The organism is Nostoc sp. UIC 10630 (assembly GCF_010747425.1).
Lineage (GTDB): Bacteria > Cyanobacteriota > Cyanobacteriia > Cyanobacteriales > Nostocaceae > Nostoc.
Genome location: NZ_JAAGOG010000041.1, coordinates 1 through 21,197, shown reverse-complemented (window position 1 = coordinate 21,197; position 21,197 = coordinate 1). Strand labels below are relative to the sequence as shown.

10 protein-coding genes are annotated in these 21,197 nt (G+C 39.4%); 6 read left to right on the top strand and 4 right to left on the bottom strand.

What is annotated here, in order from left to right; translation table 11 throughout:
• Positions 1–31: 31 nt before the first annotated feature.
• The 6 genes from G1O98_RS12705 (at position 32) to G1O98_RS12680 (ending at position 17,651) form a co-directional block, all read left to right on the top strand.
• Entirely contained in the window at positions 32–7,768 is a 7,737-nt protein-coding gene (locus G1O98_RS12705) for a non-ribosomal peptide synthetase (RefSeq protein WP_163929149.1), read from the top strand.
• The gene (locus G1O98_RS12700) at positions 7,765–11,973 is read left to right on the top strand and encodes a non-ribosomal peptide synthetase (protein WP_163929148.1); all 4,209 of its coding nucleotides are present in this window, start codon (positions 7,765–7,767) and stop codon (positions 11,971–11,973) included. Before G1O98_RS12705 ends, G1O98_RS12700 begins: the two co-directional genes overlap by 4 nt.
• A 65-nt stretch (positions 11,974–12,038) precedes the next feature.
• The gene (locus tag G1O98_RS12695) at positions 12,039–13,217 is read left to right on the top strand and encodes a 2-isopropylmalate synthase (protein ID WP_163929147.1); all 1,179 of its coding nucleotides are present in this window, start codon (positions 12,039–12,041) and stop codon (positions 13,215–13,217) included.
• Positions 13,218–13,420: 203 nt separating this feature from the next.
• The gene (locus G1O98_RS12690; protein WP_163929146.1) at positions 13,421–15,448 is read left to right on the top strand and encodes an ATP-binding cassette domain-containing protein; all 2,028 of its coding nucleotides are present in this window, start codon (positions 13,421–13,423) and stop codon (positions 15,446–15,448) included.
• 30 nt (positions 15,449–15,478) lie between these two features.
• Positions 15,479–17,197 carry a GUN4 domain-containing protein gene (locus tag G1O98_RS12685; RefSeq protein ID WP_163929145.1) on the top strand — a complete coding sequence of 573 codons (1,719 nt, stop codon included), beginning with the start codon at positions 15,479–15,481 and terminating at the stop codon, positions 17,195–17,197.
• A gap of 25 nt (positions 17,198–17,222) precedes the next feature.
• A complete protein-coding gene (locus G1O98_RS12680) occupies positions 17,223–17,651 on the top strand; it encodes a hypothetical protein (protein ID WP_163929144.1) in 429 nt (142 codons plus the stop codon).
• A 60-nt stretch (positions 17,652–17,711) separates the two neighbouring features.
• Here G1O98_RS12680 and G1O98_RS12675 read toward each other — a convergent pair whose 3' ends face one another.
• The 4 genes from G1O98_RS12675 to G1O98_RS12660 form a co-directional block, all read right to left on the bottom strand.
• Positions 17,712–18,305: a Uma2 family endonuclease gene (locus G1O98_RS12675; RefSeq protein ID WP_163929143.1), complete on the bottom strand. Its 594-nt coding sequence runs from the start codon at positions 18,303–18,305 to the stop codon at positions 17,712–17,714.
• Between the two features lie 362 nt (positions 18,306–18,667).
• Positions 18,668–19,402 (bottom strand): HAD family hydrolase, encoded by a 735-nt coding sequence (locus tag G1O98_RS12670; RefSeq protein WP_163929142.1) that lies wholly within the window; start codon positions 19,400–19,402, stop codon positions 18,668–18,670.
• A 154-nt stretch (positions 19,403–19,556) separates the two neighbouring features.
• Positions 19,557–20,684 carry a 30S ribosomal protein S1 gene (locus G1O98_RS12665; protein WP_114081687.1) on the bottom strand — a complete coding sequence of 376 codons (1,128 nt, stop codon included), beginning with the start codon at positions 20,682–20,684 and terminating at the stop codon, positions 19,557–19,559.
• 297 nt (positions 20,685–20,981) lie between these two features.
• Positions 20,982–21,089: a photosystem II reaction center protein T gene (locus G1O98_RS12660; protein WP_012409025.1), complete on the bottom strand. Its 108-nt coding sequence runs from the start codon at positions 21,087–21,089 to the stop codon at positions 20,982–20,984.
• Positions 21,090–21,197 lie beyond the last annotated feature (108 nt).

Here is a 21,197-nt window from a genome sequence, read left to right as displayed (position 1 = left end):
GATAAAAAATTAATTTTAAACAATAAATATTATGAGCGATATACTAAAACGTCTAGAAGGACTTTCACCAGAAAAGCGAGAATTAGTTTTACAAAAGCTGAAAAAGCAGCAACAATCTGCACAAAATAATAACAGGCTAACTCCACCCCTAACACCCGTATCAAGAGAGCAACACCTTCCCCTCTCCTTTGCTCAACAAAGACTGTGGTTTCTCGACCAACTAGAAGGCGAAAATTGTGTCTATAACGTACCGTTTTTCTGGCAAATTAGCGGATTTTTGAATATAACTGCGTTAGAAAAAGCGATCGCAGAAATTGTCCAACGTCATGAGGTCTTACGTACTAGTTTCTATGTTGTCGATGAGTCACCGATACAGTTGATTCATGCTCATCCTCAACTGACAATGCAACTGCTAGATTGGCGACAATTGACAGAAGCAGACCAGTTAAGCAAGGCACAGCAGTTAGCAGCAGAAGAATTACAAAAGCCCTTTAACTTATCAAACCCTCCTTTGCTGCGGGTAAAGTTGTTACAACTGGCCGATCAATCTCATCTGCTGTTGCTGGTTATCCATCATATTGTTTGTGATGGCTGGTCTATGGACATCTTTCGCCGGGAATTGTTCAGCCTTTATACTGCTTTCTGCGCTGGAAAACCTTCTCCTTTACCCGAATTATCTCTACAATATGCCGATTTCGCCCACTGGCAAAGACAGTGGTTACAGAAAGAGGTACTGCAAACCCAACTCAATTACTGGCAAAAACAATTAGCGGAAGTTCCGCCTCTGTTAGAATTGCCCACAGATCAACCCCGCCCATCAGTGCAAAGTTTTAGGGGACGGAGTGAGTTTTTAGAACTCAATCAAGATTTAACGCAGAAGTTGAAGCGTTTAAGTCAGGAATCAGGAACTACCCTGTTTATGACAATGCTTGCAGTATTTACGCTGTTATTGTCGCGCTACAGTGGTCAACAGGATATTGTAGTTGGTTCTGCGATCGCTAATCGCAATCGTCGGGAGACAGAACCCCTAATTGGCTTTTTTGTCAATACCTTGGCATTACGTACCAATCTGCAAGGGAATCCAAGTTTCTTAGAATTACTCGAACAAGTCAAGCAAGTAACTCTGGATGCTTATGACCATCAAGATTTACCCTTTGAGAAACTAGTCGATGAATTGGGTTTAGAGCGATCGCTTTCTCATCATCCCCTGTTTCAAGTGGCTTTTGGTTTGCAAAATGAAACCCAAGAGAAACTAGAAATTCCTGGATTAACCCTAACCCGTTTTGAGTGGGAAAACACAACGACGCTGTTTGATTTGTCGCTGATGTTCCGTGAAACTCCTCTAGGCTTGGTAGGAGAATGGGAATATGCAACCGATTTGTTTGACGCTAAAACCATTCAACGGCTGACGGGGCATTTTGCCGTTTTACTTCAGGGAATTGTTGATAATCCTCAACAAAATATTAATAATCTGCCATTAATCACAGAAAGCGAACGTCAGCAACTCCAAAACTGGAATCAAACTAAAACTGATTATCCCCTAAATCAAACTTTGGTTGACTTGTTTGAAGCTCAAGCTGCCAAAGACCCTAATAATCTCGCTTTAGTCTTTGAATCTCAAAGCTTAACCTACCAACAACTTAATCAAAAAGCAAACCAACTAGCTCATTATTTAATTCAAAATTATCAAATTAAGCCAGACACTTTAATTGGTATCTGCATTGAACGGTCTTTAGAAATGATTATTGGTGTTCTAGGTATCCTCAAAGCGGGTGGGGCTTATGTGCCGATTGATCCCAATTATCCTCAAGAACGAATTGAGTTCATGTTAGAAAATTCTAGGACATCGGTGTTGCTAACCCAAAGTCACCTCAAAGAGCAATTACCTTTAACTAAACTGAAACACCAGATCATTTGTTTAGATCGAGAAACTTTTAATTCAGCATTAACAGATAATCCCAATCCTCAAAGTACTCCTGATAATTTAGCTTATATAATTTATACCTCTGGTTCAACGGGACAACCCAAAGGGGTAATGATTGAGCATCGTGCAATTGTCAACCTAAGTTTAGCCTGGGCTGAAACTTTTCAAGTTCAACACGATAGCCATTGGCTTCAGTTTGGCTCTTTTAGTTTCGATTTGTCTATTGGTGAAATTGCCACTGCTTTATCCGCAGGTGCTTGTTTGTACTTAGCTAAGAAAGAAACTTTGTTACCTAGTCAAACTTTAGTTGACTTATTGCGCGATCGCAAAATTTCCCATTTCACCTTATCTCCTTCCGCCTTATATGTATTACCTCAAGCCTCGTTACCGGATTTGCAAGCCGTAATCGTTGGTGGTGAAGCTTGTGCAGCCGAGTTGGTTACACAATGGGGCACAGAAAGACGTTTCTTTAACTGCTATGGGCCGACGGAATCGACGGTTATCGCCAGTATATCTAGTTGTGAACCGAATGGGAAAAAACCTTCCATTGGGCAACCTATAGCTAATAACAGCATCTACATTTTAGATGCTCATCATCAACCATTACCGCCTGGGCTTCCTGGGGAATTGTGCATCGCTGGAGTGGGTTTAGCACGAGGCTATCTCAATCGTCCAGAAACTACCGCCGAAAAATTTGTTGAAGTTGAAATATTTGGCAAAACTGAGCGAATTTACAAAACTGGCGACTTAGCAAGATGGAGAGACGATGGAAATCTTGAATATCTCGGTCGCATTGACGATCAAGTTAAACTACGGGGCTTCCGAATCGAACTTGGTGAGATTGAATCGCTATTATTGCAGCACTCTTTAGTTAAAGAAGCTGTTGTTATTTTATATGAAACTGATAATAATCCCAGGTTAGTAGCTTATGTCACGGCATCGGAAAAATCCAGCAATTTAAGCAGTCAACTCAAAGACTACCTAAAAATTCACCTGCCGAATTACATGATTCCTAGCCAGATTATGGTATTGGATCAGTTGCCCCTTACCCCTAACGGTAAGCTAGATCGTAGAGCATTACCAGCACCAGATACAGCTACTTCTACTAACTTTGAAGCCCTTGTTACTCCAACTGAAGAACTGCTGGCTACTTTATGGCAAAGTCTTTTAAAAGCTAAGTCTATTGGTCGTCAAGATAACTTCTTTGAATTGGGTGGACATTCCCTGTTAGCAACCCAATTGGTTGCCCGCATTCGTGACAGTTTTGGAGTAGAAGTAGCCGTCCGCAAGATATTTGAGCAAAGTGTTTTGTCTGATTTTGCTGGGGAAATTGACAAGGCTACTTCGAGTGTCGCCTTACCACCGATTACACCACAGCCTGAAAATGCTCCCAAAATTTTGTCATCTTCCCAATCAAGACTCTGGTTTTTAGACCAACTTGAAGGCATAGGAACTTCGGCTACCTACAATATGTCAACAGCGCTGCAACTTGACGGCAAGTTGAATATAAAGGCGTTGCGTGCAAGTTTTGATTATCTCCTCGATCGCCATGCCATTCTACGCACCTACTTTCCTGCACTGGAGGGAGAGGCGCAAGTAGTCGTCCAAAATTCGGAGGATATAGAAGTACTAGCGATCGCAGATTTACAGTCACTCGATCCTCAGTCTCAAGCAGAAACTGTACAACGTTTAGCCGATACCCATGCACAAGAACCCTTCGATTTAAATACTGGCCCCCTGTTCAAAGCGCAACTGCTGCAACTTAGCGAACAGAAAAATGTACTGATGATTAATATGCACCACATTATCAGCGATGGCTGGTCAATGGGTGTGTTTAAGCGCGAATGGGAACAAGCTTATGCTGCTTTTGCTACGGGGTATACTCCAAATTTGTCACCGTTGCCGATTCAGTATAGCGATTATGCAGCTTGGCAGCGCAGTTGGCTACAAGGGGAGATTTTAGAAAGCCAGGAAAATTACTGGAAACAACAACTAGGCGATGCTCCCCGATTGCTGGATTTGCCTACCGATCATCCCCGTCCAGCGCAACAAAGTTACCAAGGTGGGCGTGAGGAATATCCTTTAAGCAGTGAACTGACTCAGAAACTCAAAATCGTCAGTCAAAAACACGGGGTTAGTTTGTTTATGACCCTGTTAACGGCTTTTAGTATTTTACTATCTCGTTACAGCCGTCAAGAGGATTTATGTATTGGTTCTGCGATCGCTAACCGCACCCATAGCAACACAGAATCATTAATTGGATTTTTTGTCAACACCTTAGTATTGCGGAGTAAAATTAAGCCAGAGCAAGGATTTAGTCAGTTACTCCAACAAACCCGCCAAACTTGCTTAGATGCCTACGCTCATCAAGATATTCCCTTTGAGTATTTAGTAGAACAGTTACAACCAGAACGCAGTCTGAGCCATAATCCCTTATTCCAAGTGATGATGGTGTTCCAAAATACTCAAGAAGCAGGGAAAAATATTAGTTTACCAGGGCTGGATATTCAATATTTAGAGCAAAGTTTACCATTTGCCAAGTTTGACCTAACACTGGATCTTTGCGAAAGGGGCGGCCAACTCCATTGTATGTGGGAATATGCCACAGATTTATTTGAAGTAGAAACAATTCAACGGATGGCGGGACACTTTGAAGTCTTGCTAGAAGCAATCGCCCAAAATCCCCAACAACCGATCAGTAAACTACCCTTAATCACAACCGCAGAAATTCAACAACTGCAAATTTGGAATCAAACCAAGATCAATTATCCCAAAAATCAGACTTTGGTGAGTCTGTTTGAACAACAAGCAGCACAAATGCCCGATAACATTGCGATGGTGTTTGAAGATCAAAGCCTGAGTTATCAAGAACTCAACCAAAAAGCTAACCAGCTAGCCCATTATTTGTTGGAACTCAAAAGGGAGCAACAATTACCTGATAATCCATTGATTGCGATTTGTGTCGAGCGATCGCTCTTAATGGTCATTGGCTTGTTTGCTATTCTCAAAGCGGGTGGCGCTTATGTGCCGATTGATCCGAGTTATCCTCAAGAACGCATTCATTTAATGCTCGAAGATAGTAATGCTTCTGTATTACTAACAACAAACCCCATCAAAAAGCAACTTCCCCTAGAAAAACTAAACAACCCCTGTCAAGTAGTATTTCTAGAGAAAGAAACATGGGCTAATCAGCCAACAAATAATCCCAACTTACAAAGTAGTCCTGATGATTTAGCTTATGTAATTTATACTTCTGGTTCTACGGGAAGACCAAAAGGTGTAGCAGTTTGTCACTCTTCACTGACGAATTTCTTATATTCAATGAGGGAAAAGCCTGGAATAGCTGCGTCCGATACTCTTCTGGCTATCACCACTATATCCTTTGATATTGCTGCACTAGAAATTTATTTGCCTCTTATAGTAGGAGCCAAAATTGTTCTAGTCAGTCGTGAAATTGCTTCTGACAGTTTACAGTTATCAGAACAATTGCTTAATGGGATCACTTTCATGCAAGCGACTCCAGCGACTTGGCGCATATTATTAGCCGCCGGATGGAAAGGTTCAACACAACTAAAAATCCTTTGCGGCGGTGAGGCTCTAACCTGGGAACTTGCTAATCAACTACTAGAAAGAAGTGCTGAACTCTGGAATCTTTATGGCCCGACAGAAACCACTATTTGGTCAGATATTTATCAGATAAATACTTTTGAGAGAAAAAACTATTCTCAAGGCGCTGTGGTATCTATCGGGAAGCCCATTGCTAACACCCGGATTTATATTCTAGACACCTATAACCAACCCCTTCCTCCTGGTATTCCTGGGGAACTCTGCATTGCAGGTGCGGGTTTAGCACAGGGTTATTTGAATCGTCCCGATTTGAGTGCTGAAAAATTCATTGACCTCAATCTCTTCAACCAAACTGAGCGGATTTATAAAACTGGCGATTTAGCTCGTTGGCTACCTGACGGCAATTTGCAATATTTAGGTCGCATCGATCGCCAGGTCAAACTTCGTGGTTTCCGCATTGAATTAGGTGAGATTGAAGCGTCTTTACTGAAACACTCAAAAATTCAGGAAGCAGTTGTCATTATCCGAGAGGACAGTGATTTCGATCAACGTCTAGTAGCATACATTGTCCCAACAGGAACAGAAGATGAAGACCTTCAAGGTGAACAGGTGGAATTATGGCAACAAGTTTTCAATGATGCTTACCATAAATCACAAGATCCAGAAGATGACCCAACGCTGAATTTGGCTAGCTGGAATGATAGCTATACAGATAAACCTTATCCCAAAGCTGTAATGCAAGAATGGCGGGATAAAACTATTGACCAAATTCTGGAACTTGCACCCAAACGGATCTGGGAAATCGGTTGCGGGACAGGGATGTTATTGTTAAAAATTGCTCCCCATTGTCAAAAGTACCTGGGTACAGATATTGCCGCAGCAGGGTTACATTATATTGAACAACATCTTCAACAGCAATCTCTCAAAGGAAAAGTTACTTTAAAACAAAGTGCAGCTAACCAATTTAACGGTATTGAGACAAATAATTATGATCTGGTAATACTCAATTCTGTTATTCAGTATTTTCCTTCTTTAGATTACTTATTAGAAGTTATCAGAGGTGCTGTTAGTGCGGTGAGAAATCAAGGAAAAATATTTATTGGAGATGTGCGAAATCTCCATTTACTAGAGGTTTTTCACACCGCAGTTAAATTTTATCGTGCCCCTGATGAATTATCAATTAAGGATTTGCGTCAACAGATTCAAAAAAGTATTCACACCGAAGGCGAGTTACTAATTGACCCTGATTTATTTATCGCCCTAAAACAACGATTTCCTCGGATTAGTCATGTACAAATTCAATTGAAACGAGGTGATGGTCAGACGGAAATGAACCGTTTTCGTTATGACGTTGTTTTACATTTGGATCAAACAGATACTCCCGTTGGGGAAACTGAATGGTTAGATTGGCAAACTGAGGAACTTAATTTAGAAACAATCGAGAGAATTTTAACTACTCAGCAACCCGATTTTATAGGTATTAAGAATATTCCGAATGCACGTCTAACTTCAGAAATGCTGCTGTTAGAAAAAATTAGTCAATTGGATGGTACTATTTCAGACTTAAAAGCCGCTGTTGCCGAAGTCAGATCAGGGATAGAACCCGAAGAATTCCGAAATTTAGTACGAGATTTGCCCTATACGGCTTTTATCCAATATAGCCCCACAGAATTTTCTGATTACGATGTTGTTTTTCAACGGAATATTCCTGGACAGGTGACACTACCAAGATTTAATCAAGAGGGAAATTTGCGGTTGAAACCTTGGCAACATTATGCCAACCAACCATTACAATATCGCACCAATCAAGTTGAGCCAGCGTTATTAGAAGAATGGCGAGATAATCTGGAAAAAACTCTTCCAGATTATATGATTCCTAGCCATTTTATTGTTTTAGAAAAACTGCCGCTAACACCAAATGGCAAAGTAGATCGCAAAGCTTTACCCGCACCAAATGCAACCATTTCATCAACAAACATTGAATTGCCTGTAACCCCGACAGAAAAATTGCTGGCCGAATTGTGGGCGAAGCTGCTTAAATATGAAGCGATTGCCCGCCATGATAACTTCTTCAAGTTGGGAGGACATTCCCTATTAGCCACCCAAATGTGCTACCGCATCCGCGACACTTTTAAAGTAGAACTGCCACTGCGTCAAGTATTTGAGTCTCCTATCCTCAGCGAATTGGCAAATTATATAGATAGCTGCATTTGGGTTAATTTTTCCACAGCAGATATACAACCTTTAAACTCAGACGAAGAGGAAATTGAACTATGACTATGACACAAAATCAGCAAATAGTTTCTTTAATGCTTCGTTTGCAGAACATAGGCTGCAAAATTTGGGCTGAAGATGATAAGTTACGGCTTCGTACTAGTAAAAATGCCTTAACTTCTGAACTCAAGCAAGAAATTCAAGCCAACAAAGCAGATATATTAGCTTTCTTAAATTCTGCCAAAGCTGGATCTGTCATGGCAGAGGAAATTCCAACTTTACCAGATGATGTCCCCAAACCGCTTTCCTTTGCTCAACAACGCCTCTGGCTATTAGGGCAACTCCAAGGGCCATCAGCTAGTTATAATATGCCGATCGCTTTACAACTGGATGGAAACCTCAATATTGATGCTTTGCATTCTAGTTTGGCTTATCTGCTTAATCGGCATGACAGTCTGAGAATGTATTTTCCCACAGTGGCGGGACAACCCCAGGTTGCGATCGCAAATTTAGACGACATCGAAGTTTTAACGTACCAGGTACTGGGGACTGGGAACTGGGGATTAGGGACTGGGAATCAAGAAACAAGCGTTCAGCGTTTTATCGATGCTCATGTTCAAGAACCGTTTGACTTAAATACTGGGCCTTTGTTTAAAGCAAAACTGCTACAACTCAAAGGGCAGAAATATGTGTTGCTTATCAATATGCACCATATTATTAGTGACGGCTGGTCAATGGGGATCTTTGTTCGTGAGTTACGGCAAGTCTATACCGCCTTTGCTCAAGGTAAGACCCCAAAACTTGCACCATTGCCCATTCAATATAGCGACTACGCAAACTGGCAACGCCACTGGTTACAAGGGGAAGTATTAGAAAATCAGATTAATTACTGGAAAAATCAACTGGGCGATGCTCTTCCATTACTGGAGTTGCCTACCGATTATCCTCGTCCAGCGCAGCAAAGCTACCGAGGCGATCGCGATCGCTATTCCCTATCAGCTGACTTAACTCTTGCCATTAAAACTCTAAGTCAACAACAAGGGACAAGTTTGTTTATGACTTTGTTGGCGGCTTTCAGTATTTTGCTTTCTCGTTACAGTCGCCAAGAAGACTTATGTATTGGTTCTCCTATTGCTAACCGCATCCATAGCCATACGGAAGGATTAATTGGCTTTTTTGTCAATACTTTGATACTGCGTAACCAAATCAAGCCTGAGCAAAGTTTTATCGAGTTCCTGCAACAAACTCGCCAAAATTGTTTAGATGCATACTCTCATCAAGACATTCCCTTTGAGTATCTGGTAGAACAGTTGCAACCAGAACGCAGTATGAGCCATAACCCCTTATTCCAGGTCATGTTAGCACTGGAAAATAACGAAAGTCCCGACCTAAGTTTGCCAGGATTAGAGATTGAATGGTTTCCATTAAGCTATCCGTTTGCTAAGTTTGACCTAGCACTTATGGTAATAGAATCTAATAACCAGTTATATTTAACTTGGGAATACGCCACCGATCTTTTTGAAAAGGGTACTATCCAACGAATGGCGGAACAGTTTGAAGTTCTGCTGAAGGGAATTATTGATAATCCTCAACAACCTATCAATACTTTACCTTTGATGACAGCGCCCGAACTTCTGCAACTACAACGCTGGAATCAAACTCAAAAAGATTATCCTGACGATAAAACTTTAGCTGAGATATTTGAACAACAAGTTGCTAAAAACCCTAATAATCTCGCTTTGGTGTTTGAATCCCAAAACTTAACTTATCAGCAACTCAATCAAAAAGCGAACCAACTTGCTCATTATCTAATTCAAAATCACCAAATTAAACCAGACACTTTAATTGGTATCTGTGTTGAACGGTCTAGTGAAATGATTATCGGTGTACTCGCTATCCTGAAAGCAGGCGGGGCTTATGTGCCGATTGATCCCAACTATCCTAAAGAGCGTATTGAGTTCATGTTAGAAGATTCTGGGACATCAGTGTTGCTGACCCAAAGTTTTCTGCTAAATCAATTACCAATCGCTGAACTGAAAAAACCCTGTCAAGTAATTTGTTTGGATCAGGAAACTTTTACTACGTTAAAAGAAAATCCTAGCCCTCAAAGTACGCCTAATAATTTGGCTTATGTAATCTATACTTCTGGTTCGACGGGGCGACCAAAAGGGGTAATGATTGAGCATCAAGCAATTGTCAATTTAAGCTTGGCTTGGTCTGAAACTTTTCAAGTTAAACAAAACAGCCGTTTACTTCAGTTTGGTTCCTTTAGTTTTGATCTATCTGTTGCTGAAATTGCGACTACCTTCGTCACTGGTGCTTGCTTGTATCTTGCTAAAAAAGAAACCTTATTACCCAGTCAAACTTTGGTTGACTTCTTAATTCATCATAAAATTTCACACGGATTTTTATCTCCTTCAGCCTTATCTGTCTTGCCTCAAGCCACCTTACCCGATTTGCAGTGTCTAACTGTTGGTGGTGAGGCTTGTTCAGCAGAATTGGTGGCACAGTGGGGAATAGAGCAGTATTTATTCAATTGCTACGGGCCTACAGAATCTACGGTTAATGCTGCGATCGCACTTTGTCATCCTAATGGAAAGAAACCACCGATTGGTCAACCATTATCTAATATCCGCGTTTATATATTAGATCCTCACAACCAACCATTACCTCCTGGCATACCTGGAGAATTATGCATCGCTGGTGTGGGTTTGGCACGAGGCTATCTAAATCGTCCAGATTTAACAGCCGAAAAATTTATCAAAATTGAATTATTCGGTCAAATTGAGCGAATTTACAAAACTGGCGACTTAGCAAGATGGAAATCTGACGGAAACCTTGAATATCTGGGTCGAATAGACGATCAGATTAAATTACGGGGCTTTAGAATTGAACTCGGTGAAATTGAATCGATTTTGTTGCAACATCCATTAGTTAAAGAAGCAATTGTCACCTTATATAAAACTGAGAGTAACCAGAGTTTAATTGCTTATGTAACGGGAATCAATAATGATTTGTCTACCCAATTAAAAAATCATCTAAAATCCTGTCTGCCCGATTATATGATTCCGGCTCAGATCATCGTATTGGATGAGTTGCCTTTAACTCCCAATGGCAAAGTTGACCGGAAATCTTTACCTACTCCAAATGGAGTAATTGAGGGCTTATATGTAGCTCCACGTAACGAAATTGAACAACAACTGGCGCAAGTTTGGTCTGCTGTACTCGAACATCAAGATATTGGGATTCATGATAACTTTTTCGATTTGGGCGGTCATTCTTTATTAGCAATCAAACTGCTCAATAATATTCAACAGGTGTTTGGGCAACATCTTTCTTTAAGTAGTTTATTTCAGAATCCTACTATTGCTCAACTCGCAGAACAACTCTGTAATACTGAGCTTCAACAGTCAAATCCCGATTTACTTTTACTCCAACCTCAAGGAAATGCAACCCCTCTATTTTTTCTTCCTGGCGCAAACGGACATGGCTTCTATTTTCGAGATTTGACCATCAATTTAGGAACTGAGCGACCAGTATATGGACTCGAAACTCCAGGAAGAGACGGCTCTAGCGCACTCCCTGAATCAGTAGTAACCCATGCAAATCAATTGATTGATATATTGCGTCAACAGCAAGCGGAAAGCCCATACATATTAGCAGGATACTCTTCAGGTTGTGCCGTTGCTTTTGAAATGGCTTCCCAACTCGAACAGCAAGGTGAAACGGTAAGTTTACTAGCTATCTTGGATGCTGGACTGGTTTCTCAGCCTGAGTATTTTACTGATAGAGCAGAGCTTGATTGGATCTGGCAATTAATTCGACGAATTGAAGTATTAAAGGGAGTTTCTTTAAGACTACAATACGACGATTTAGCTGCTCAACCTAATGATCTGGCTAGGTGGAATCTAGCAGCAGAGTATTTGTACCAAAATAATGTTTTACCGGAACACTCCACCCTTTCTTTACTCAAAACCAATATGAAAGTGATGAAAGTGCTAACGCTCAATTACGCAAATTATCAGCCTTCTCATCCAATTTCTGCTCCTATTGTTTTATTCCGCGCTCAAGAAGTTAAGGAGATTGTCTTGCAAGAACTCCAAGCTTTTTCTGATTACGATCTACCCGATTGGGGATGGCAAACCTATACTCAAAAGCCTGTCAAAGTAATTTCTGTACCTGGAAACCACGGACAAATGCTTTATGAACCCAATGTCAAACTATTAGCCGCACAATTACATAATTTGATGGTAAATACAGCAGAATAGAGTATTTCACTAGTCTATTCTTACCTTTTTTTAGTCAACTATAAAATGATTCTGCAATAGGTATAATGGAAACTACTTCTATCAGAATTTCCGATGAAACCCTGCGTGATGGAGAACAACAAGCAGGCATTTTCTTCTCTTATCCAACTAAACAAAAACTTGCCTATTCCATTGCTCAAACGGGAGTACATGGACTCGCTATCATGCCCAGTGTTTGTAAACAAGAAGAAGAATTAGTCAAATCATTAGTATTAGAGGGATTGGATAGTCTGATCACTGCTTGTACCTTAATGGGAAAGGAGTACATTGATAAAGCCAAAATGTACGGAGTTAAGCGCATTATTCTTTTTTATGGTCTTTCCGATCGCCTGCTGTTTTTGCGAGATCCTCAGATCCGTTTGTTGAATGAGTTTAAAGGAAAAACCATTGATGACGATATCCCTAAAAAAGTAATCGAGATAATTCGCCAAAACGCTATTGATACAATTGTCGAAAATTTGCGCTATGCCACTAAGGTTGCTGGTCTTAGGGTAGATTTTGCCGCCGAGGATGCCTCAAGAGCCGATTTTGACTTTTTAGTGCAATGTATCCGCTCATGTAGCCCTTATATTGAACACTTTTTGCTTTGTGATACAGTCGGAATCCTCAGTCCAGAAAAGAGCTATATCTGGGTTAATGATCTGCTCCAACGTACAACAGGCGTTGCTTTCGGGGTACACTACCACAATGACATGGGCTTGGCTCTCGAAAATACTCTCCAGTCCGTTATGGCCGGAGCGACTTTAGTATCGGGTACATTTTCCGGGATTGGTGAGAGAGCTGGAAATGTTGCGATCGAGCAGGTATTAAATGGATTGCGAGTCCGTTTCGGAATCGAAGTCAAAGGGATTAATTATGATGCGATCGCCGCAGTGACCAATTACATTGAGCAACTGGGGATTCGTCCTGCTCCCCCTTACTCTCAAACTGCTCAACGCCACGAATCAGGTATCCATGTCAATTCTTTGTTTAGCGATCCTCAAAGCTACGCTGCTTTGCGTTACAGCACTATAGAAGTTCTCTTCGGCAAATGGAGTGGAGTCAGTAATTTTCAATATCTATTTGAAAAGCAATTACAAAATCCCCAACCCAGAAATCAATATGAAAAAATGCGCTCAGTGATCAAATCTCTTGCTGTTGAGCAAGAACGTTATTTTACAGCCAACGAGGTATTAGAGTTATGGAAAAATGGGGTCTTTAAATAATCTATGCTCTCGTATAGTAGCTCGCTACTGTTATGGGATGTGAAAAAATATCCGCGAGCTACATCCTACAGCTAAAACATATAGACTTTGTTTGCACATTACTGTAAAACCCTAAAAGCATTGCAAAACAAAGGATGTAGTCAATATAGTAAAATACCAAAATTATTCAGTCAGCCTCAAGAGTCTTAACTGATTTCTAGAATATGCAATCTAAAACCGTTCATAATCAATCCCTAACCAATACCCCTTCAGCTTTTACTCAATTTTGGGAAGATATCAAAGCGATCGCAGACCCTTACTGGTATCCCACAGAGGCATGGGGACGAGCATTTTCAGACGTGATTCGTGCATGGGGAATGCTCATTATCCTGATATTATTAATAATAATGCTTGTCGGCGTAACTGCCTTTAATAGTTTTGTTAGCCGCTATTTGCTAGATATCATTACTGAAGAAAAAGATATTAATGAATTTATTAATACATTATTAGTTTATGGTGCTGCCCTTATCTGCGTAACACTCTTAGTCGGATTTTCTAAATTTGTTAGAAAAAAAATCGCTCTTGATTGGTATCAATGGCTAAATAATCATGTTTTAGAAAAATATTTAAGCAATCGTGCCTATTATAAAATCAATTTCAAATCCGATATTGATAATCCAGATCAACGAATATCCCAAGAAATTGAACCTTTAATCAGAAATGCTCTCGCTTTTTCGGCTACTTTCCTAGAAAAAGTGCTGGAAATGGCAACTTTTTTAATAATTATCTGGTCTCTTTCCCAATTTGTTGCAGTTGTATTGGTTGTTTATACGATAATAGGCAATTTAATTGCTGTTTATTTGGCTCAAGAATTGAATAAAATTAAACAAGAGGAACTCGAATTTGATGCAAACTATGCTTATAGCCTGACTCATGTACGTAATCACGCTGAATCAATAGCTTTCTTTCAGGGAGAAAAAAAAGAACTAAATATAATCCAGCAAAGATTTAATAATATTATTCACAGTGCTAAACGCAAGATTAATTGGGAGTTAACTCAGGATATTTTTAATAGAGGATATCAGGCGGTTATCCAAATATTTCCATTTATAGTATTCGGTCCTTTACAGATTAAAGGTGAAATTGAATTTGGAGAAATTGCTCAAGCCAGTTTAGCTTGTAATTTGTTTGCTACTGCTATGGCAGAATTAATTAGAGAATTTGCAACTTCAGGACGATTTTCTAGTTACGTTAAACGTTTGGGTGAGTTTACAGATGCGTTAGAATTTGTTACCAAAGAACCAGAGAAAGTAAGTACTATTAAAACAATAGAAGAAAACCATCTCGCTTTTGAGAATATCACTTTACAAACACCCAACTATGAACAGGTGATTGTTGAAGATTTGTCACTTGAGGTTCAACCTGGAGAAGGTTTATTGATTGTTGGGCCAAGTGGTCGAGGTAAAAGTTCTCTGCTGAGAGCGATCGCTGGCTTGTGGAATGCAGGTACTGGTCGTCTGGTGCGACCTCCATTAGAAGAAGTGTTATTTTTGCCCCAACGTCCTTATATAATTTTGGGAACTTTGCGTGAACAATTGCTCTATCCCAATACAACTCGTAAGATGACCGATGCAGAACTCAAAGAAGTTTTGCAACAAGTCAACCTACAAAACTTGTTGAGTCGAGTAGATGGCTTTGATACAGAAGTTCCTTGGGAGAACATATTATCACTAGGAGAACAACAACGCCTTGCATTTGCACGACTACTAATTACTCATCCTAGATTTACTATATTAGATGAAGCAACAAGTGCTTTAGATTTGAAAAATGAAGAGAGTTTATATCAACAGTTGCAAGACACAAAAACAACTTTTATCAGTGTTGGACATAGAGAAAGTTTATTTAATTATCATCAATGGGTTTTGGAACTATCAGGAGATTCTAGCTGGCAAATTATTAGCATACAAGATTATCAACTACAAAAAGCAAAAGAAGTTGTCATTAATCTTCCTAAAAAGCCTGAAATCACAATAGATGTTTTACCCAACAATGAATCCCAAACTCAACCAGAAACATCCATCGAGGTAGGTATAATCGAAGGCCTTTCTCATAAGGAAATGCAGACATTAACAGACTGTAGCATTAACACCATCAGAAGCAAGGCTAGCCTTGGGAAGTCCATTACTGCTAATGATGGCTTTACCTACCGCTATGACAAAGACCCAAAGGTGTTGAAATGGGTAAGAGCTTAACGAATATTTTTACTTTTTACAATCAAGGTCATGCTAACTAAACAGCAAAGACAACTAATTACTTACAAGACTATTTCAATTTATGAAAGAACCTATCAATTACCAGTTCTAAAAAATAATGCTGTAAAAATAGTTCAGAAAAAAATTAGAGAACGTCAAAGATTAATTAAAGAAGGCGTTCGATATCATCATCAGCTTGGCGGGATAATTAAGCGAAAAGAAGAAATTAGCCAAGGAGAAGTTTTTCAGGAAATCCAATTATTTATTAAAGATTACAGCCATATTATTGATTTTCTAGAAAATTATAAGGATAATTATCATGATTTTTTATTAACTCTTGCGGATGACTTAAAAGAATTATTTAAACAAAAATATTTGGCTATAAAAAGCTTAGAAGACGAAAGAAGTAAATTAGAGCTAAAAAATCATAAAAATCCGAAAATACTTGATGAGCTAACATGGGAAAAGCAAGAAAATCTCAAAGCAGTTTTGCTACTGAGTAATGCTTATTTCTTAATGCTAGAAAAAATAAAATTGCTTGGTGAAGGGATTAAAAACCTTGCAGAAGATACAAAAAATCAAAAAGAAGTTGTTCAGCAAATAGTAAAAGATTTAGAAGTATATCAAGAAATTTACGAATATCAAAGAAAAGCCTATAAAATTCGTCAAGAAATAGCTAAAATTGCCCATACTGCAATCAACATTGAAAATTCTTTACAAGATTACTTTAGTCCCTTTCAATCTTTAATAGATGAAGTCATAAAAGTAGATGAATATTTTTATGCAACTGTTGGAGATATTAAAAATTTAGGTGATAATATTTTAAAGCATCAATCAAACTTATTTAATCTGGAAAAAAACGAGGCTATTTCTGAAAGCTTTCTCGATTTTATGGTGACAAGTTATGAGAAAAAAGCCAGATTAAAAGATGCTTTTATTCAATCTCAATTATTAGATTGGCAAATCCATAATTTTGATTTGAGTGAAAATGATGTCTTTTTAGACAAGGGCATTGATTTAATATCTAACTATATATCCAAGCAACTAACAGATCAAAGAAAAGCGCTAAGTATAGCAGAAGTAAATTTTGTCTCTACAGATTCTCTATCTCCTGTTGAAGAAATAGGATTGATAGAGCTAACTAATAATAATGTTACGTTGCCAAAAAAAATTCCCAGCAATAAAGGTATTGATTATACCCAATTGCGGGATCTCCTAGCACAACATCACTGGAAAGAGGCTGATATTGAAACCACTAAAATAATGCTAAAAGTCATGAGTAAAAATTATTGGAATGAAGTTTATAAGGAAGATATTGATAACTTTTCTTGTCAAGACCTTCATACTATCGATCAACTTTGGGATCAATATAGTTATGGCTATTTCGGCTTCACTGTTCAGCAAACTATCTGGAGTGAAATGGGTGGTCAGGTAGACTACGAAACAGAAAAAAGACTTGGCGATCGCCTTGGTTGGCGAAAAGAGGGAAACTGGTTAGACTATGAGCAACTAACTTTTAAATTGTCACCTATGACACCGATGGGACACTTGCCAGCCCAATGGTTACACTACGATCAACATAGTTTTGACTTAGCCCAAAAATCATCTACAGAACACCTTTCAATGGGAGCTTGGCGGGTCAAGTCTTGGTTAGTTTGGCAGATGCATTTATTCTTTTCTCGTATAAAAACTTGTCAAGAAACTTTCTTATGCGATAATCGCACATTTATTAAGAATAGGAAAAATTAGAGCTAAAGCTAATTTGAGGATAAATATGAGTAATAGTAAGCATTCTGATATAGAAATAGAAATTTTACTTTTTGGGAAATGGCGTTTTGATACGTCCTCCGAAAAAGTTACTATTGAATTTAAAGATGATATGACTTATGAACAAACCACGGTTCAAACATTGCTTTTCTCTAAACCTAAAGAACTTATAACAGGGAATAAATTTACCGGGGTATGGTACGTAAGTCAAAAAAAATTGTATTTAAATGTTAAAACTATGCCAAAATCCTTTTTGAATTTAAGGATACCACTAGTTTTTAAGATATCTATTGCAGATATGATTGCTACTTTAGGTTCGGTACTTATGGTAGAAAATTATGAAGTTATGAAAATTAATAGTTCTAAATTTTTAATGAAGGATAAAGAGCAATCAATTCTTGGGACAAAAATAAATAATATTAATATTAGAAAGTAACTTTATTTTGTCACTCTGGGTATGCTTACGGCGGGCTTAAACACATTATTTTTGATAAAATTAACTTTCAGCAATTACAATTACGGGCGGTAACATTTCTAAAACCGTAATGCTCAAATCAGGAAACTCTAAAGGTGAAATAGTCGCATCTTCTGCCAAAATCACTTCACTTTGATAGCCATCCTGAGTTGGTTCTCGAAAGACGTGCAATTGACGACTAACCACATCTAACACCCAATAATCTGTAATTCCCGCTTGCGAGTAGGCTTGAGCTTTGATTTCACAATCTAGTTTCAGGCTGCTATCTGCTACTTCAATAATCAGATAAACTTCTTTTGGAGTGGGATGGTGGTCTGCATAGTCTAGTGGATCTACCTTAACGACAGCTATATCCGGTTCTGGTTCAGATCGTGCGTTTAACTTTACTGGGTCTTGAATACATACCCAAGCCCGATTCCTCAAACTATTTTGCAGTAATCTATCTGTTCTTCCCACTGCTGAACGATGGGCTGTCCCTTTAGCAATCATCCAAATAATCTTTCCTTCTAGGAGTTCTACTCGTTCATCTGCACCAAAAATCCCAGCCTCAGCCATCCGATGGTATTCTTCAACTGTCCACAGGCGAAGCCTTAACGTCGTTTCTGTGTTTTGCATGGCTTGTTTCACAATTGCGAGAAGTAATTAATATTTTAGCCAGTTTTACTTGACACAGAAAAAATAGTATGATGATGGCAAGATATTTCGCTTTAGTCAACTTAACCTAAAATCGGCTGTTAGAAACCGCGTCTATAAAGTCAAAACCCGCACAGGCGGGTTTCAGACTCTTGATTTAACCTTAGCCCAAATCGGTGTAACTCTCGTTTGTGTGCCCATAACCTCTCAATACTTCTCGGTTAAGCATTTTTAATTCGGAATCGGATTTTGGGAAAAGGGTAAGGGTTAAAGGTTTTTTCTTTCCCCTTCCCCTTAACCTAGAAGTATTGCGTAACCTCTGCGAATTCAACTTGTTAAAGCTGCTAATCTTCTAAAATTTGGATTTCATCAAGTTGATTGATCACCACATCTGCACCTCGAACATTATCTGACTTACCCACCCAAGTGATACCAATACAACCTGCGGCTTTAGCATCACGTGCCATTTGCATATCGCCAACGGCATCACCTACCATCAAGGTAGCACCTGGTTCAACTCCCAATGCTTCGCAAGCTTGCAAAAATAGGACTGGATCTGGTTTGCTCGGTCCCTCATCTACTCCCATTTTTAACTGGATATAATCGCTTAATTGGTGATGCGCTACAAATTTATTTACTTCATTGGTTGTTGCAGCTGAGAGGATACCGAGTTTTAAGCCTCCTTTGCATAGGTATTTTAACAAGTCTAAGCTACCCACAAATAGCGGTGAAGGAGTTTGTTCGATGTATTTTTCTGCTTCATCCAAAGCTTGACGGGCTATTTTTAAGGATTCAAACCATCCTTTCCCTGTTTCGGCAATATATGCCGCAGCCGCAACTTCTGTTTCACGGCGACTCGCTACCGATATTAAGCCTGCCGGATCTAGAAGATTGCCATTGATGCCAAATGCCATTAATAGGGGTTCCCCAGTTCCAGGGATTTGAGCATCTATTAATCTTGTTGCCTTTTGTGCGAGCGATCGCAAATACGTTTCTGAATCTTCTAGAGTACCGTTTTTGTCAAACAAAATTGCCTGGATATTATCAAAAGTGATTTTTCTACATTTAATAGTTGCCACAATATTTCACCCCACTTATTTAGTCAGAAGTTATGAGTTTTTATTCCTAACCCCTAACTGTTCCCCAATTTTCCACATAAAAAAAGAGGGTTTTTCCCTCTTTATACAATGATTTAATACTCTTACTTAAAAACAAGTAAAACTATAAAATGTATTATTCTTCAATAGCTGCTGGAATTTCTTCTTCAGTTTCCGTGGCTGCTGGAATCTCTTCTTGAACTTCCGCAACTACTGGGGTTACTTCCTCAATTTCTGCTGCTGGTGGAATTTCTTCTTCTAGTTCTGCTGCTGGTGGAATCTCGTCTTCAAGTTCTGTTGCTGGTGGAATATCTTCTTCTGCTAAAACATCAGCAGGTGCAGCAGGCGCAGCAGTAGCACCTTGTTGCTTGGCTAACAGTTGTTCACGATATTTAGCAGCCATTTCTTCTGCCTTATCGTAAACCAAATCCCGGTTTTTAATCATGTCGCCGGGTTCGGGTTCTAGCTGCTTGGTAGATAGGGAAATGCGACCCCTTTCTGCATCCAAGTCAATGATCATCACTTTCACTTCATCATTGACATTGAACACGCTATGAGGTGTATCAATATGTTCGTGGGAAATTTCAGAAATGTGTAGTAGACCACTGACACCACCAATATCGATGAAAGCACCATAGGGTTTGATACCACGAACTGTACCAATCACTACTTCCCCGACTTCTAGGCGGTTCATCTTGCGTTCAACCAACGCCCGACGATGAGATAGAACTAAGCGGTTACGTTCTTCATCCACCTCTAAGAATTTCAATGGCAGTTCTTCGCCTACCAATTCTTCTTTAGGTTTGCGAGTACTGATGTGAGAACCTGGGATAAAGCCACGTAATCCTTCAATCCTTACCAATGCACCACCGCGATTGGTTGCAAACACGCCAGAACGGACAGTGGCATCTTCTGCTTGCAGCTGTCGCACGCGTTCCCAAGCCCGCATATATTCAATACGGCGAATGGAAAGGGTTAATTGACCATCTTCGTTTTCATCGGTAAGGATGAAAAACTCGCGCGTTTCGTTTGACTGTAAGACTTCTTCCGGGCTATCCACCCGGTTAATAGACATTTCTTGTATAGGAATATATGCTGCGGTTTTAGCACCAATGTCAATCAGAGCGCCGCGCGGCTCTATACTGAAAACTGTTCCTGGCACAACATCGCCAGGGCTAAAATGATAATCGTATTTGTCAAGTAGAGCAGCGAAATCTTCGTGAGTGAATCCAATTTCTGTAGCGGTTAAATTCTGATTGACCATGCTGATTTGTTCCTGGTTCTAGTCTCCGTAAAGGTTGTGCGACAAGCGCGATGTACTATGTAAGCAGTTCTATGGCAGCTTATATTTAACATCCTTTTTCATCCTAGCGCAGAAAAGCTAGTATTAACACATATCTACTCCCAAGATTGGAAATTATATCACAATATAAAAATGATTTGTTATTTACTTAGTATTTAAAATTAATAAAGGACAAACACAATAATATCCGTTGCTCCTACAATTAGTAGCAACGGATACTAACTTCTTTAAATCAGCTAAAGGTCTGGTAATTAGGATCTACTTATCTTTTGGTTTCTCAAAGCGAGGTGGTTCGCGAAATGCGATCGCAAAAAAGATAGTACCTATACACAGAGTAAAAATCAAGATGTACGCAACGCTTTCCATATTATGAATTCCTGCCTATCCAGCTAGTTAATGAGGGATTAGGGATTAGGTACTGGGTATTGGGATTGGGGATTTGGAAAAGTCTTGCCAGTCCCCAGTCCCCAGTCC